Annotated in this window: 16 protein-coding genes; 5 read left to right on the plus strand and 11 right to left on the minus strand. The window is 69.6% G+C overall.

Going from position 1 to position 13,992, the window contains the following annotated elements; genetic code table 11:
- Positions 1-2: 2 nt before the first annotated feature.
- The 3 genes from BLV57_RS20150 (at position 3) to BLV57_RS20160 (ending at position 2,328) form a co-directional block, all read left to right on the plus strand.
- Positions 3-506: a toxin-antitoxin system HicB family antitoxin gene (locus tag BLV57_RS20150; RefSeq protein WP_091290974.1), complete on the plus strand. Its 504-nt coding sequence runs from the start codon at positions 3-5 to the stop codon at positions 504-506.
- Between the two features lie 9 nt (positions 507-515).
- Entirely contained in the window at positions 516-1,409 is an 894-nt protein-coding gene (locus tag BLV57_RS20155; RefSeq protein ID WP_091290977.1) for a DUF4097 family beta strand repeat-containing protein, read from the plus strand.
- Positions 1,410-1,914: 505 nt separating this feature from the next.
- Positions 1,915-2,328: a hypothetical protein gene (locus BLV57_RS20160; protein WP_091290980.1), complete on the plus strand. Its 414-nt coding sequence runs from the start codon at positions 1,915-1,917 to the stop codon at positions 2,326-2,328.
- 59 nt (positions 2,329-2,387) lie between these two features.
- On the opposite strand, the gene BLV57_RS20165 is transcribed toward BLV57_RS20160, so the two are convergent.
- Positions 2,388-3,596 (minus strand): winged helix-turn-helix domain-containing protein, encoded by a 1,209-nt coding sequence (locus BLV57_RS20165; protein WP_091291918.1) that lies wholly within the window; start codon positions 3,594-3,596, stop codon positions 2,388-2,390.
- Positions 3,597-3,655: 59 nt separating this feature from the next.
- Between BLV57_RS20165 and BLV57_RS20170 the strand changes: the two genes are divergently transcribed.
- Positions 3,656-4,207 (plus strand): GNAT family N-acetyltransferase, encoded by a 552-nt coding sequence (locus tag BLV57_RS20170; RefSeq protein ID WP_091290983.1) that lies wholly within the window; start codon positions 3,656-3,658, stop codon positions 4,205-4,207.
- On the opposite strand, the gene BLV57_RS20175 is transcribed toward BLV57_RS20170, so the two are convergent.
- On the minus strand, positions 4,175-4,654 hold the full coding sequence (locus BLV57_RS20175; protein WP_245757418.1) for a GtrA family protein: 480 nt from the start codon (positions 4,652-4,654) through the stop codon (positions 4,175-4,177). The two genes, BLV57_RS20170 and BLV57_RS20175, sit on opposite strands and share 33 nt — an antisense overlap.
- Before the next feature lie 150 nt (positions 4,655-4,804).
- On the opposite strand from BLV57_RS20175, the gene BLV57_RS20180 reads away from it, so the two are divergent.
- Complete coding sequence (locus BLV57_RS20180; protein ID WP_091290987.1) at positions 4,805-5,326, plus strand: hypothetical protein; 522 nt, start codon at positions 4,805-4,807, stop codon at positions 5,324-5,326.
- 232 nt (positions 5,327-5,558) lie between these two features.
- On the opposite strand, the gene BLV57_RS20185 is transcribed toward BLV57_RS20180, so the two are convergent.
- From BLV57_RS20185 to truB, 9 genes are all read right to left on the minus strand, one after another.
- Positions 5,559-6,005, minus strand: a complete 447-nt coding sequence (locus BLV57_RS20185; RefSeq protein ID WP_091290990.1) for a hypothetical protein — start codon at positions 6,003-6,005, stop codon at positions 5,559-5,561.
- A complete protein-coding gene (gene dapB, locus BLV57_RS20190; RefSeq protein ID WP_091290993.1) occupies positions 6,002-6,745 on the minus strand; it encodes a 4-hydroxy-tetrahydrodipicolinate reductase in 744 nt (247 codons plus the stop codon). The genes BLV57_RS20185 and dapB overlap by 4 nt, the downstream gene beginning before the upstream one ends.
- Positions 6,742-8,103 carry a M16 family metallopeptidase gene (locus BLV57_RS20195; RefSeq protein ID WP_425426011.1) on the minus strand — a complete coding sequence of 454 codons (1,362 nt, stop codon included), beginning with the start codon at positions 8,101-8,103 and terminating at the stop codon, positions 6,742-6,744. Before BLV57_RS20195 ends, dapB begins: the two co-directional genes overlap by 4 nt.
- 85 nt (positions 8,104-8,188) lie before the next feature.
- On the minus strand, positions 8,189-10,426 hold the full coding sequence (locus tag BLV57_RS20200; protein ID WP_091290998.1) for a polyribonucleotide nucleotidyltransferase: 2,238 nt from the start codon (positions 10,424-10,426) through the stop codon (positions 8,189-8,191).
- A 225-nt stretch (positions 10,427-10,651) separates the two neighbouring features.
- Complete coding sequence (gene rpsO, locus BLV57_RS20205) at positions 10,652-10,921, minus strand: 30S ribosomal protein S15 (protein WP_091291000.1); 270 nt, start codon at positions 10,919-10,921, stop codon at positions 10,652-10,654.
- 121 nt (positions 10,922-11,042) lie between these two features.
- Complete coding sequence (gene thpR / locus BLV57_RS20210) at positions 11,043-11,531, minus strand: RNA 2',3'-cyclic phosphodiesterase (protein ID WP_091291003.1); 489 nt, start codon at positions 11,529-11,531, stop codon at positions 11,043-11,045.
- A complete protein-coding gene (locus BLV57_RS20215; RefSeq protein WP_091291005.1) occupies positions 11,528-12,010 on the minus strand; it encodes a helix-turn-helix domain-containing protein in 483 nt (160 codons plus the stop codon). The genes thpR and BLV57_RS20215 overlap by 4 nt, the downstream gene beginning before the upstream one ends.
- A gap of 87 nt (positions 12,011-12,097) precedes the next feature.
- A complete protein-coding gene (locus BLV57_RS20220; RefSeq protein WP_218134861.1) occupies positions 12,098-13,051 on the minus strand; it encodes a bifunctional riboflavin kinase/FAD synthetase in 954 nt (317 codons plus the stop codon).
- Positions 13,052-13,085: 34 nt separating this feature from the next.
- The gene (gene truB / locus BLV57_RS20225) at positions 13,086-13,991 is read right to left on the minus strand and encodes a tRNA pseudouridine(55) synthase TruB (RefSeq protein WP_091291011.1); all 906 of its coding nucleotides are present in this window, start codon (positions 13,989-13,991) and stop codon (positions 13,086-13,088) included.
- Position 13,992 lies beyond the last annotated feature (1 nt).

The following is a 13,992-nucleotide window of genomic DNA, read 5'->3' on the forward strand; positions in this document are numbered from 1 at the left end:
TCATGGACCTGAGCCCGTACATCACGAACCTCCGCGAGGACCTGGCCGCGACGGCCTCGGCCGGAGACGACCAGACGCGGCGCACGGCGGCTCTGCTGTCCGCCGCGATCGAGCCCTCGGTGCGGCTGGCGTTGATGAACGCGCTGGCCGACCTGGCCGCGGAGGTCACCGCGAGCCTGCCCGACCACGTCGTCGAGGTCCGCCTCGACGGCCGTGACGTCCGCGTGGTGGTGACCGGCGGCAGCGCGGTCGAGGAGCCGCCCGCCGCGACACCACGCGAGCCCGCCCCGTCGATCGACGGCGGCGACATCACGCGCATCACGCTCCGGCTCGTCGAGCAGATCAAGGGTCAGGCCGAGAAGGCGGCGCAGGCACAGGGCGTGTCACTGAACACGTTCGTGTCGCAGGCCGTGCAGGGCGCGCTCGGCAAGTCCGGCGGGCACCAGCGGCACCAGGACAAGGGCAAGCGATCGGATTCCCGGCTGCACGGCTGGGTAGAGGGCTGAGGGGCGATCATGACCGAGGAAACTGTGGTGCCGCGTACGGAAGAGTTCGAGGTCGACGGCCCGATCGAGCTGGACGTGAGCGTCACGCTGGGCCGTGTCGAGATCGTGCTCGGCGGTTCGGTGGCGCGCGCTGAGCTCAGCCACGACCCGACGGTCCGCGAGCCGTGGCTGGACAACATGTCGAACCTGCTCAACTGGGTCGGCGAGCGCTTCGGCGGCCAATTCGGGCTGGACGCGGAAAATTCACCCGCGGAGGCGATCCGCCAGACCCGCGTCGAGCTGGTCGGCAACCGGTTCGTCGTCCAGGGCCCCAAAGCGTGGGCACTGCGCAACATCCCGCTCGCGGTGAAGGTGCACGCCCCGGCCGGCTCCCACATCGAGGTCCGCGCGGGCGCGGCCGAGGTGAAGGTCACCGGCGCGGCGGGCCGGGCCGACATCCTCACCGGCTCGGGCGAGGTCTCGGTCGAGCGCGCGGACGGCTCGGCGACCATCCGCACGGGCACCGGCAACATCAAGCTCGGCCCGGCGCTGTCCGGCCTCCAGTTGCGCACCGGCAGCGGTGACGTGGAGGCCTCGTCGCTCGCCGGTTCCGCGACGCTCGCGACCGGCACGGGCGACGTCTGGCTCGGCGCGGTGGCGGGCGATGTCATGGCGCGCAGCGGAAGCGGTGACCTCTCGGTCGCCGAAGCGGCTTCGGGTTCGCTGGAGCTGATCACCGGCTCGGGCGAGGTCCGCGTCGGGATCCGCGGCGGTGTCGCGGCCGAGATAGACCTGACGTCGAGCGCCGGGCAGGTGTCGAGCGAGATCGACGTCGCCGACTCGGCCCCGGCGGGCGCGGTCGCTCTGAAGGTCCGTGCCCGCACCGGCTCGGGCAACGCCGTCGTGACCCGCGCGGCCCAGTAACCCCGCGCTCCGCCGCGGCCAGGTTCGGCCCGGCCGCCGCCAGACCACTCCGCGAAGGGGAACCCAAGGGGTGTTCGCCGCTCCCACCGGCGAACACCCCTTGTTCTTTGCCCTTCTTGCCCCGGTCTTTCGCGTACACAAGCCGCAAACATGCGTACGGGAACGGCAAACATGCGTGCGAGACGGGCAAAGATCGGGCGGGGTCACCTGATCGGGGTGGGTGAAGTCTGGGTCGCTCGTTTGCCGGGTGGGCTGGGGGTGGGGCGGGGTGCTGGGTGGGTGGGGCCACCCGGGCGCGGGGTGGGGTTGGGCCGGTTGGGGGTCGAGGGGTGGCTGGGTGTAGCCGGGGGTGGTTTTCGGGGAGGGGGTGGGGTTTCGGGGGCTTCTAGTGTGCTTTGTGGACGTACACCGGGAGGGAGTGGTCGGGGTGAGTGACCTTTCGAGGCGGGCGGCGATGTTCGCGGTGCCTGCTGTCGCGGCCGCGGGAGCCGTGGGGACCGTTGCCGTGAGCAAGGGGGTTGACGAGGTCGTCGAGGTGATCTCGCGGCGGACCGCTACGTCGCTGCCCAGTGTTCCTGGGGCGAATGTGGTGGCGGGGACGGTGTTCTTCGCGTCGGTGACCGTGCATGGGAAGGACGGGGTGCAGATCGGGGATGGGTCGGTCAACGGGATGGTGGTCGACATCATTCCCGGGCTGCCGGTGAAACTGGTCGTCCAGAACAAGATCGTGCTCCGGCTGCCGGACGGGGAATTGCATCTGAACAACATGCACATCCGGGAGATCCCCAGTCCCGGGAAGACGTTCGCCATCGCCGTGATCGGCGGGACCGGGAAATACCGGACCGCGCGTGGGGACGGGATCGGGGAGCACGCGACCGACACCGACACCAAGATCACCCTGAACCTGGTGCTGACCTGAGCGGGGTCGTGAGTGGTATGGCCGGTTAGAACCGGCCGTACCACTCACGACGGCCGCGGCTAGCGCGTGAGTTTGCGGAGGGGCTTGGCGAGGTCACCTCGCTCCCCTACCTGGACGCCGTCGAGGCCGAGCCAGGCGGCCATCAGCTTGAGCTCGGCGGCGAGTTCCATGGCTACGCGGGCGTTGTCGGCGTCGGGCTCGGCGAAGGCGCCCTGGACGCGGAGGACGCTGGCGGACCTGTCCGACTTCAGGTCTACTCGGGCGACCAGTTCGCCGTCGAGGAGGAACGGGAACACGTAATAACCGTGGACGCGCTGGGGCTCCGGGACATAGATCTCGATGCGGTAGCGGAAACCGAACAGGCGCTCGGTGCGGGCGCGCTCCCAGATCAGCGGATCGAACGGGCAGAGCAGCGCGCGGCCGGTGATCGAACGGGGTGTCTTGGCCTGGACGTGCCTGTAGGCCTGGGCCTTCCAGTCGCGCACCGAGACCGGCTCCAGCACACCGGTTTCGACGAGCTCGCGGACGGCCTGCTTGGTCTCGCCGGGGCCGAGGCGGTAGTAGTCGCGCAGATCGGTCTCGGTGGCGACGCCGAGCGCGACCGCGGACCTGGTGATCAGCTCGCGGGCGCCCTCCTCCGGGGAAACCTTGCGGGACAACACTTCCGGCGGCATGACGCGCTCGGTGAGGTCGTACAATCGCTCGAACGAACGGCGGGTGCCGGTGGTCAGCTGGCCCATGCCGAACAGCCACTCGCAGACCTTCTTGACCTCCGACCGGTCCCACCACGCGCCGGGACCGCGGCCTTCGGCGCCGAGCTCGCGCTCGATGCCGCCCGCGCCGATCGGGCCGAGTTCCTTGACCACGGCCAGGATGTCGTCGATCAGCGCCGGTGATTTGTCCACAAGGGACGAATAGTTCCGCCACCAGCCCTGCCGTTTCGCGCCCGAGCGCAGCAGCGGCCAGTCCTGCACCGGCAACAGGCTCGCCTCATGCGCCCAGTACTCGACCAGCATGCGCGGGCGCTTGGCCGTGTGCGTCCACGCGGCCTCGTCGATCAGCGCGGCGTCGTACGCGCCGAGCCGGGAGAACAGCGGCGCGTAGTGGGCGCGGACCGCGACGTTGACCGAGTCGAGCTGGATCAGCTGTACCCGGGACAGCACGCGCTGCAGATGCCGCCTCGTCGGCTGCGAGGCGGGACGTGGGTCGGCGAACCCCTGTGCGGCCAGCGCGGTGCGGCGCGCGACGGCCAGACTCATCGTTTCCATGATGTCGCCGATGGTGCCACGACCCACCGACAAAAACTGACCCACTAGGTTTCACCAGCATGAGCATCGCCCGAGTTCGCCTGGCCACCGTGGAAGACGCCAAGGAGATCGCCCGGATCCAGCGGGTCGCCTGGGAGGCCGCCTACGCCGACCTGCCCGGCGCGCTCGCGGCGCTGGACGCCGTCGACGCCGAGCAGCAGTGGACGGACGCGATCGAGTTCCCGTTCAGCACGGTCTACCTGGCCACCGAAGGCGAGTTCAACGTCGGTTTCTGCGTCGCGGGCATCGCGCCAGAGAGTGAGGTCGCGGACGCCTCCGGAGCGCTGCCCGACGACGCGGCCAAGACGGGACTCATCGCATCACTGCTGGTAGAGCCGCGGTGGGGTCGCCGAGGACATGCCGGACGCCTGCTCGGCACGGCCGCACAGGGCCTGCGTGAGCTCGGCGCCGAGCGCGGCATCAGCTGGGTCGGTCAGTCCGACCACCCCGCGCTGGGGTTCTACCGGCGCGCCGGGTGGAACCCGGATGGCACCGTCCGGGTGCTCGACACCGGCGAGACGACCATCCGCGAGGTGCGGCTAACCGGCACGCTGGACCTCGCGCTCGCGTGAGCCCGGTGCGAACACCACCCACCGCATCGCGCTGTACATGAACACGCCTTCGCAGGCGCCCGCCAGGATCCGCGACAGGTGATACTGGACGCCGAGCGCGGTCAGGCCGCTGCCGACGCCGAGCAGGAAGACGGCGTAGTTGATCGCGATGGCGATCACGTACAGCACCACCTGGCGGCCCGCGGGCGCGTGCGACTCGAAGTTCAGCTTGCGGTTCAGCACGAAGCTGAGCGCGAAGGCGCCGACGTAGCCCAGCGTGATCGACAGCCAGACCGGCAGGCCGAGCCAGCCGTGGAACAAGGTCAGCAAGGCGAGGTCGACCCCGAAGGTGAACCCGTTGATCAGCGCGAAGCCGAGGAAATTCGGCGCGATGATCCGGGACAGCCCGAAGGGCAGGCGGCGCACGACGGCGGCGCAGAACCGGGAGAACCGGCTGTGCTCTTCCACCAGGCCAGGTTTCCAGCGCAAGGTGACCGCAAGACGGCGAACAGGTGATCTTTTATCGCTGGCACCACCCCGGATACGGGGGTTTACCTCAGGGTGCCCGCGTTTTCCGGCTGATAACTTGGGCATAACGGCGACTCGGGGAGGTGAGCGATGCTGGGATGGCTGTGCGTGACCCTCGGTGTCGCGTTCGGCTCCGCGATCGTGCCGTTGATCAGCGTCGAGGTGTTCGTGCTCGGGCTGGTCGCGAGCAGGCCGGACGTGCCGTGGCTCGCCGTGGGCATCGTGGTCGCGGTCGGCCAGATCGCCGGGAAGCTGCTGTACTACCTGGCCGCGCGCGGGTCGATCAAGCTGCCCAAGGTGCTGCACGACCGGCTGCACCGCGAGCGCCCGCCGACGCCGCGGCGTGAGCGGATGCGCTTGCGTACCAAGAAGTTCCGCGCCTGGATCGACGCGCTGCGCGAGCGCTGCCACCGGCACCCGCACTGGATGACCGGGACGTACGGGGTGAGCGCGGTCATCGGGCTGCCGCCGTTCATGGCCACCACCGTGCTGGCCGGGATGGTCCGGATGCCGATGTCGACGTTCCTGATCGGCGGGCTGCTCGGGCGCGGACTGCGGTTCAGCCTGCTGGCCGCGGCCCCCGCGATGTTCGCCGGGGTCTTCCACTTCTGACCCCGGGGTCGTGAGTGTTGCGGCCGGTCCTTGGGGGGAAAGCGTTGTAAGACTTGAGGGCTCCCTCGCTGCGCGATCAGGCCAGGGCGAGCCGTGTGGATTGCTCGAGTGATAACTCTGCTGCATCCAACGGAGCAGAGTTACCACTCGCGCAGGCCGTTCAGGGCCCGGCTGTAGGCGAGCGGCCCCGGGGGTCGTGAGTGTTTAAGCCGGTTAGAACCGGCCGGAACACTCACGACTCCTTTGCCTCCAGGGTGACCGCTTTGCGCATGGTTTCGCGGGCGCGGCGGCGGTCGCCCGCGATGTCGTAGGCGAACGCGAGGCGGTACCAGTTGCGCCAGTCCTCGGGGTCGGCCTCGACCTCGGCCTGGCGGGCGTCGAACCAGACGTCGGCCGCCTGGCGCTCGACGCGGCCGGAGGCGCGGCGGGGCAGGTCCGAGATGTCCGGCAGGCCGCCCTCTTCGTCCAGGCGGCGGCCCAGGTGCTGGATGCGCAGGCCGGAACGCCAGGTGGACACCACGACCCAAACACCCAGCAGCGGCAGCAGAAGCACGCCGATGCCGAGCAGCACCGGGACCGTGCCACCGGCCTGGAACAACGCGAGGGCACGGCCTGCCAGCAGAACGAAATACACGACCAGCGCCGCCGTCAGCAGCAGCGCGACATTCCTGGCTTTCACAGCGAGAGCACGTTCTCCAAGCCGACGGTCAGGCCCGGACGCTGGAGGACCTCACGCACACCGAGCAGCACGCCGGGCATGAACGAGGTGCGGTCCATCGAGTCGTGGCGGATGGTCAGGGTCTCCCCCTCCGCGCCGAACAGGATCTCCTCGTGCGCGATGAGGCCGGGCAGCCGCACGGAGTGCACGCGGACGTCCTCGACCAGCGCGCCGCGGGCGCCTGCCAGCTCGGCCGTCGTGGCGTCGGGGCCGGGCGTGACGCCGGCTTCCTTGCGGGCCTGGGCGATCATCTGCGCGGTGTGACCGGCGGTGCCGGACGGGGCGTCGGCCTTGCGGTTGTGGTGCAGCTCGATGATCTCGGCCGAGGCATAAAAACGCGCCGCCTGCTGGGCGAAGCGCATCGCGAGGACCGCGCCCAGAGCGAAGTTCGGGGCGATCAGGACGCCAAGCCCGGGCTTCGCCGCGAGCCACTCACGCACCTGGGCGAGCCGCTCCTCGCTCATGCCCGTGGTGCCGACGACCGCGTGCACGTCGTTGTCGATGGCGAAGCGGAGGTTGTCCATCACGGCGTCGGGGTGGGTGAAGTCGACGATGACCTGCGCGCCGTTCAGCGAACGCGCGTCGTCGGCGTCGATCGCCGCCACGACCTCCATGTCGGAGGCGCCTTCGACGGCCTTGACGACCGTGGCGCCCATCCGGCCACGCGCGCCGAGCACACCTACGCGGATCAAATCGGTCATGACGCGATCACCTCGTGAAGATCGTCTGGAAGGTCGTCGGAGTGAGCGTAAGGCCCCACGACGGCGGCCGCCGACACGCCACCCGGTCGGCGAAGGAGAGTGCGAGCGAGCGCACAGACCTCTTCGGTCGTCACCGCGTCGATGCGCGCGACCGTGTCGTCCACGCCCAGGTAGCGGCCGTAATTGAGCTCGTTCTTGCCGATCCGCGACATCCGCGACGACGTGTCCTCCAGGCCCAGCACGAGCCCGCCGCGCAGCTGTCCCTTGGCGCGCTTGACCTCCGCGTCGGTCAGGCCGTCCAGCGCGACGCCGTCGAGCACCTCGCGGATCACGCCCGCCACCTCGCCGAGCTTCTCCGGCTGGCAGCCCGCGTAAACGGCCATGTGCCCGGTGTCGGAGTAGCTCGCGGTCGACGAGTACACCTGGTACGCCAGGCCACGGCGCTCGCGGATCTCCTGAAACAGCCGGGAGCTCATGCCGCCGCCGATCGCCGCGTTCAGCACCGACAGCGCGAACCGGCGGTCGTCGTGGCGGGACAGTGCCTTGAGGCCGAGCATGACGTGCGCCTGCTCGGTGTCGTCGGTGTGCAGCGCGAGTTTGCGCGTCACCGGGATGCGAGCGCGGCCCATGCGTGCGGCCACCGGCGTCTCGGCGCCACTGAGCCGATCGCGCAAAGCCTTGCGCACCAAGCGAAGCACCTGCGTGTGGTCGATGTTGCCCGCGACGGCGAGCACCATCCGGGGCATCGTGTAGCGGCGCTTGTAGAACCCGCGCAACGCCGACGCCGACATCCCGGTGATCGACTCCTCGGTGCCCAGCACCGGCAGCCCGAGCGGGTGACTGCCCAGTATCGCGCTGACGAAGGTCTCGTGCAGCAGGTCCTCGGGGTCGTCGTCGCGCATGGCGATCTCTTCGAGCACGACGCTGCGTTCGGTGTCCACGTCGGCGTCCGCGCACAGCGCCTCGAAGACCACGTCGGTCACCAGGTCCATCGCCAGCGGGAGGTCCTGGTCGAGCACCTGCGCGTAGTAGCAGGTGTGCTCCTTGGCGGTGAACGCGTTGAACTCGCCGCCGACCGCGTCGATCTCCTCGGCGATCTGGGTGGCGTCGCGGTTCGCGGTTCCCTTGAACAGCAAGTGTTCCAGGTAGTGCGCGGCGCCCGCGACGTTCGACGGCTCGTCACGCGAGCCCACGCCGACCCACAGCCCGACGGTCGCCGACCGCGAGGCCGGGACGTGCTCGGTGATCACCCGTAGCCCACCGGCCAGCACCGTCCGCTTGACCACCGCACCGTCCGAAGTGGACTCCAGCGTGCGGGTACTGCCTATCGCCTGCTCAAACCCGGGAATCTGCGCCATGATCCTTCACATGCCTAACGTGTGCGCAAAGGCCTCCTTCACACGGGTGAAGGAGGCCTTTACGAGCCACTTATGAGAAACAGACCTACTTGGCTTCGGCGGCCTCGGCCTCGGCGGGCTTCGCGGCCTCTTCCTCTTCGCGGACCACGATGAGGGAGATCTTGCCGCGGTTGTCGATGTCGGCGATCTCCACGCGGAGCTTGTCACCGACGTTCACGACGTCCTCGACCTTGGCGATGCGCTTGCCGTTGCCCAGCTTCGAGATGTGCACCAGCCCGTCGCGGCCCGGGAGCAGCGAGACGAAGGCGCCGAAGGCGGCCGTCTTGACGACGGTGCCCAGGAAGCGCTCGCCCACCTTCGGGAGCTGCGGGTTGGCGATGGCGTTGATCTTGTCGATCGCGGCCTGCGCGGACGGGCCGTCCGCGGCACCGACGTAGATCGTGCCGTCATCCTCGATGGAGATGTCGGCGCCGGTCTCCTCGGTGATCGAGTTGATCATCTTGCCCTTCGGCCCGATGACCTCGCCGATCTTGTCGACCGGGACCTTCACGCTGGTGACGCGCGGGGCGAACGGGCTCATCTCGTCCGGGCCGTCGATCGCCTCGGCGATGACCTCCAGGATGGTGAGACGGGCGTCCTTCGCCTGGTTCAGCGCGGCGGCGAGCACCTCGGAGGGGATGCCGTCGAGCTTGGTGTCCAGCTGCAGCGCGGTGATCAGGTCCTTGGTGCCCGCGACCTTGAAGTCCATGTCGCCCATGGCGTCTTCGGCACCGAGGATGTCGGTCAGCGCGACGTAGCGGGTCTCGCCGTCGACCTCGTCGGAGATGAGGCCCATGGCGATACCGGCGACCGGCGCCTTCAGCGGCACACCGGCGTTGTAGAGGCCCATGGTGGACGCGCAGACCGAGCCCATCGAGGTCGAGCCGTTGGAGCCCAGCGCCTCGGAGACCTGGCGGATCGCGTACGGGAACTCGTCACGCTTCGGCAGCACCGGCAGCAGCGCGCGCTCGGCGAGCATGCCGTGGCCGATCTCGCGCCGCTTCGGCGAGCCGACGCGGCCGGTCTCGCCGGTGGAGAACGGCGGGAAGTTGTAGTGGTGCATGTAGCGCTTGTGCGTCTCCGGGGACAGCGCGTCGATCTGCTGCTCCAGGCGGAGCATGTTCAGCGTGGTGACACCCAGGATCTGGGTCTCGCCGCGCTCGAACAGCGCCGAGCCGTGCGCACGGGGGATGACCGAGACCTCAGCGGAGAGCTGGCGGATGTCGGTCAGGCCACGGCCGTCCATGCGGATCTTGTCCGTGAGGACGCGCTTGCGCATGATCTTCTTCGACAGCGACTTGAAGGCCGCGCCGATCTCCTTCTCGCGGCCCTCGAAGGCCTCGCCCTCGCCGACGCCGATCTTCTCGAGCACGGCGACCTTGACGGCGTCGGTGGCGGCGTCACGGTCCTGCTTGCCCGGGATCTGCAGCGCGGCGGCGAGGTCGTCGGTCGCGGTCGCGGCGACGGCGTCGTACGCGTCCTGCTCGTAGGGCAGGTAGACCGGGAACTCGCCGGTCGGCTTCGCGGCGACCTCGGCCAGGCGCTGCTGCGCCTCGCACAGGGCGCGGATGAACGGCTTCGCGGCCTCGAGGCCCTCGGCGACGGTCTTCTCGTTCGGGCCCTGCGCGCCCGCGGCGACCAGGTCGAGCGTGTTCTCGGTGCCCTCGGCCTCGACCATCATGATGGCGACGTCGTCACCGACGATGCGGCCGGCGACCACCATGTTGAAGGTGGCCTCCTCCAGCTGCTTCCAGGTCGGGAAGCCGACCCACTGGCCGTCGATCAGCGCGACGCGGACGCCGCCGATCGGGCCGGAGAACGGCAGGCCCGCGATCTGGGTGGAGGCGGACGCGGCGTTGATCGCCAGCACGTCGTACGGGTCGTCCGGGTTGAGGCTCTGGACGGTGATGACGACCTGGATCTCGTTGCGGAGACCGTCGGTGAAGGACGGGCGCAGCGGCCGGTCGATCAGGCGGGCGGTGAGGATCGCGTCGGTGGACGGGCGGCCCTCGCGGCGGAAGAACGCGCCGGGGATGCGGCCCGCGGCGTACATGCGCTCTTCGACGTCGACGGTCAGCGGGAAGAAGTCGAAGTGCTCCTTCGGGTGCTTCGAGGCGGTGGTCGCCGAGAGCAGCATGGTCTCTTCGTCGAGGTACGCGACGACGGCGCCCGCGGCCTGACGGGCCAGGCGGCCGGTCTCGAAGCGGACGGTGCGGGTGCCGAAACGGCCGTTGTCGAGAACGGCTTCGGTTTCGTGCACGGTGACTCCGGTGGAGTCGGTCATAGGGTGTATCTCCTCTTTGGTTCCTTCGTGACGGCGCGAGTCTCCCACCCTGGGACCCATTTCGCCTGAGGACGTTCGAGGAAAGAGGCCGGTCTTCGATCGAAGCCTCCGGGCCTCGTGCCCGGAAACCACTACCGAGGACCGGCGGACGGCTCCTGCGAACGCGCTCGCGCCGGTTCTAGACCGAGGGGGAGCGACCGTCGGCCACTCCCCCTCGGGGTCAAGCTATCGGCGGAGGCCGAGACGCTGGATCAGCGCGCGGTACCGCTCGATGTCCACCTTCATCACGTAGTTGAGCAGCCGGCGGCGACGGCCGACCAGCAGCAGCAGCCCGCGACGCGAGTGGTGGTCGTGCTTGTGAGCCTTGAGGTGCTCGGTGAGGCCGACGATGCGCTTGGTGAGCAGCGCGACCTGGGCTTCGGGGGATCCGGTGTCCGAGTCGTGCACGCCGTACTCGGAAAGGATCGACTTCTTCTCTTCGGTGGACAGAGCCACTGACTAACTCCTAGTTTTCTGGTGCCGTGTGGCCCGGACGATCGATCACGCCGGGTGAGACGGTCACGGCCGCCACGGACTGCAGCCGGACCCAACTGTCAAGGTTACGCCAGCAGCGGGTTCAGCCGTTCAGCGGGTAGCGTTCGACCACCCGGTAGCTGGTCCCGCGCTCGTCACGGTCGCTGCGCATGAGGACTGCCTCCCGCGCGACCCACGGCTCGGTGCGGAATGGCATCAGGCGCTCGGCCCAGGCCTTGCCCGCATCCGGATCTTCCTTAGCGTAGCGCGCGAGCGTCAGATGCGGACGGTATTTTCGGCCGTCCGCGCCCGCTCCGGCCGCGGCCGCCAGCTCGGCGAGCTCCTCACCTGCGACGTTCAACCACAGCACGCCGGGAAATGTTCCCGCGCCCTCGATCCACAGGCGGGGTGCGGGGCGGCCACTCAGCGCGAGATCCGGGATCTCGGGCACGTCGCCGTAGTAGCCCAGCGTCACATGCCAGTTCGACGGCGGAGACCAGCGCAGCGCGGGGTCGACGCCCTGGCGGGCGAGCTCCGCCTCCAACGCCGTGACGACGTCTTCGGGCGGGAGGAGCGCCGTGAAAAGAATCATGGGGCCTGCTTGCCCGCGCGGCGGAGCAGGTCGGCCAGCGCCGGGAAATCCTCGTCGAGCCGCTTGGCGGCCTCGTTCAGGTCCTCGTCCTCGGCGATCTCGCGCAGCGCGGCGAACACCGAGTGGTCGTCGGCGACCGCGCCGACCGGGATGCTGTCGCGGCCGACGGTCGGCCGCGAGTCGCGGACGTCCTCGAGTGCCTGCTGCATCGCGTCGCGGTGGCCCGCGGCGACACCGGGCACCAGGATCTTGCGCTCCAGCATGATCATCCTGGCGAGCACGACCGGGTTGCCGATCTTGGCGCGCCGGCCGCTCATCACCTGGCTGAGCATCGGGGCGCTGATGCCCAGCACTTCGGCGAGGAAGGCCTGCGAAACGTCGAAGGCGACCACCAGCCTGCGCACGCGGTCACCCAGCGGCTCCCCGTACCACTCGCGCTGCAACGCGATGTTCCGCTGGACGATCTTGTGGTCCTCCACTGTGCTCCGCACTCCCCTTACGTTCGGCTTGCTTGTGCCCCGTCAAGCATCTTGCCAGGTGGGACGTCGTGCCAGTGCGATTTCCGGCTAATCGCCCAGTTCCAGCGCCTTGCGCGTGCGGACCACGTCGTCGTCGATCTGGGTGACCAGCTCCTCGGACGAGTTGAATTTCACCTGGTCACGCAGCTTCGCCACGAAGTCGAGCGCGACGTGCTGGCCGTAGAAGTCCTCGTCTATGTCGAGTACGAACGCCTCGACCGTGCGTTCGCGGCCGGAGAAGGTCGGATTGGTGCCGACCGAGACCGCGGCGGGCAGCCTGCGGCTCGGGTCAGCCGATCGAGTGAACCAGCAGCTGTACACGCCGTCGGCGGGCACCGCGGCGAAGCGCGGCGTCGACAGGTTCGCCGTCGGGTAGCCGAGGTCGTGCCCGCGGCCGTCGCCCTTGACGACGATGCCCTCGAGGCGGTGCGGGCGCCCGAGCGCCTCGGCGGCGGCCTGCACGTCACCCGCGTCGATGCAGGAGCGCACGTACGTCGACGAGAAGGTGATCTCGCTTTCCGCGACCGACCGGCCCTGCAGCTCGGCGCCCTGCGCGGTGAACCCGAAGCGCTTGCCCAGCGTGCGCAGCAGTTCGACGTCGCCGGCGGCCTTGTTGCCGAAGGTGAAGTTCTCGCCGACGATCACCGCGGCCGCGTGCAGCCGGTCGACGAGCACCTCGTGCACGAACTCGTGCGGGCTCAGCCTGGACAGCTCCAGCGTGAACGGCAGCACCGCGAAGACGTCCGCGCCCAGCCCCTCGACCAGCTCGGCCTTGCGGCGCAGCGTGGTCAGCTGCGCCGGGTGGCTGCCGGGGCGGATCACCTCGGACGGGTGCGGGTCGAAGGTCAGCACCACGGCGGGCAGCCCGCGCTCGGCCGCGACCTCCACGGTCCGGTTGATCAGCACCTGGTGTCCCCGGTGCACGCCGTCGAAGACCCCGATCGTGACGACGCACCGGCCCCAGCCACTGGGGAGGTCTCCCAAACCACGCCAACGCTGCACTTCGCCCGCCTTCCCCATCGACACGTTCCTCACCCTAGGCCGGAAGGAGCACTACCACCGACTTGGCCACGCCCTCGGCGTCGGAAGCGAGAGCGAGGACACGTCCATCCGGTCCGAACAGCCCGTAGGTCCCCTCGATCCCGGCCGACGGGATCCTCTGTCCATATTGGACGGCTTTGGCGGTCGCCGCGTCGAGGTCCCGGCGCGGGAACGCCGCCGCCACGGCTGAATCTAGATCAAGTGACAGCTCGGGCTTCTCCTCAAGCTGATCGAGCGTGCGTGCCTTCGCCAGCGTGAACGGCCCGACCGTGGTGCGCCGCAACGCGAGCAGGTGACCGCCGACGCCGAGCGCGGCGCCGAGGTCACGCGCGAGCGCGCGCACGTACGTGCCCGAGGAGCATTCGACGATCGCGTCGAGTTCGATGCGGTCTTCCTCGCGGCGGGTGGCGAGCAGGTCGAACCGGTAGACGGTGACCGGGCGCGGCGGGATGACCACGTCCTCACCCGCGCGGACCCGCGCGTAGGCGCGCTTGCCGTCGATCTTGACCGCGCTGACCGCGCTGGGCACCTGCATGATGTCGCCGGTCAGCTCGGCGATCCCGGCGGCGATCGCTTCGTCGGTGACCTTGGCCGGGTCGGCCGTGGTGAGCACCTCGCCCTCGGCGTCGTCGGTGGTCGTCGAGGAGCCGAGCGAGAGGGTCGCGAGGTAGGTCTTGCGGTCGAGCGCGAGGTGGCCCAGCAGCTTGGTCGCGCGTTCGATGCCCAGCACCAGCACGCCGGTGGCCATCGGGTCGAGGGTGCCGGCGTGGCCGACCTTGCGGGTGCCCATGAACCGCCGCGCCCTGGCGACGACATCGTGCGAGGTCATGCCAGCGGGCTTGTCGACGATGACGAGACCGGGCGGCGGGGCGGGACGGCGTGGCTTTTTCGGCTGGGACACG

It is taken from the genome of Amycolatopsis xylanica (assembly GCF_900107045.1).
Classification (GTDB): domain Bacteria; phylum Actinomycetota; class Actinomycetes; order Mycobacteriales; family Pseudonocardiaceae; genus Amycolatopsis; species Amycolatopsis xylanica.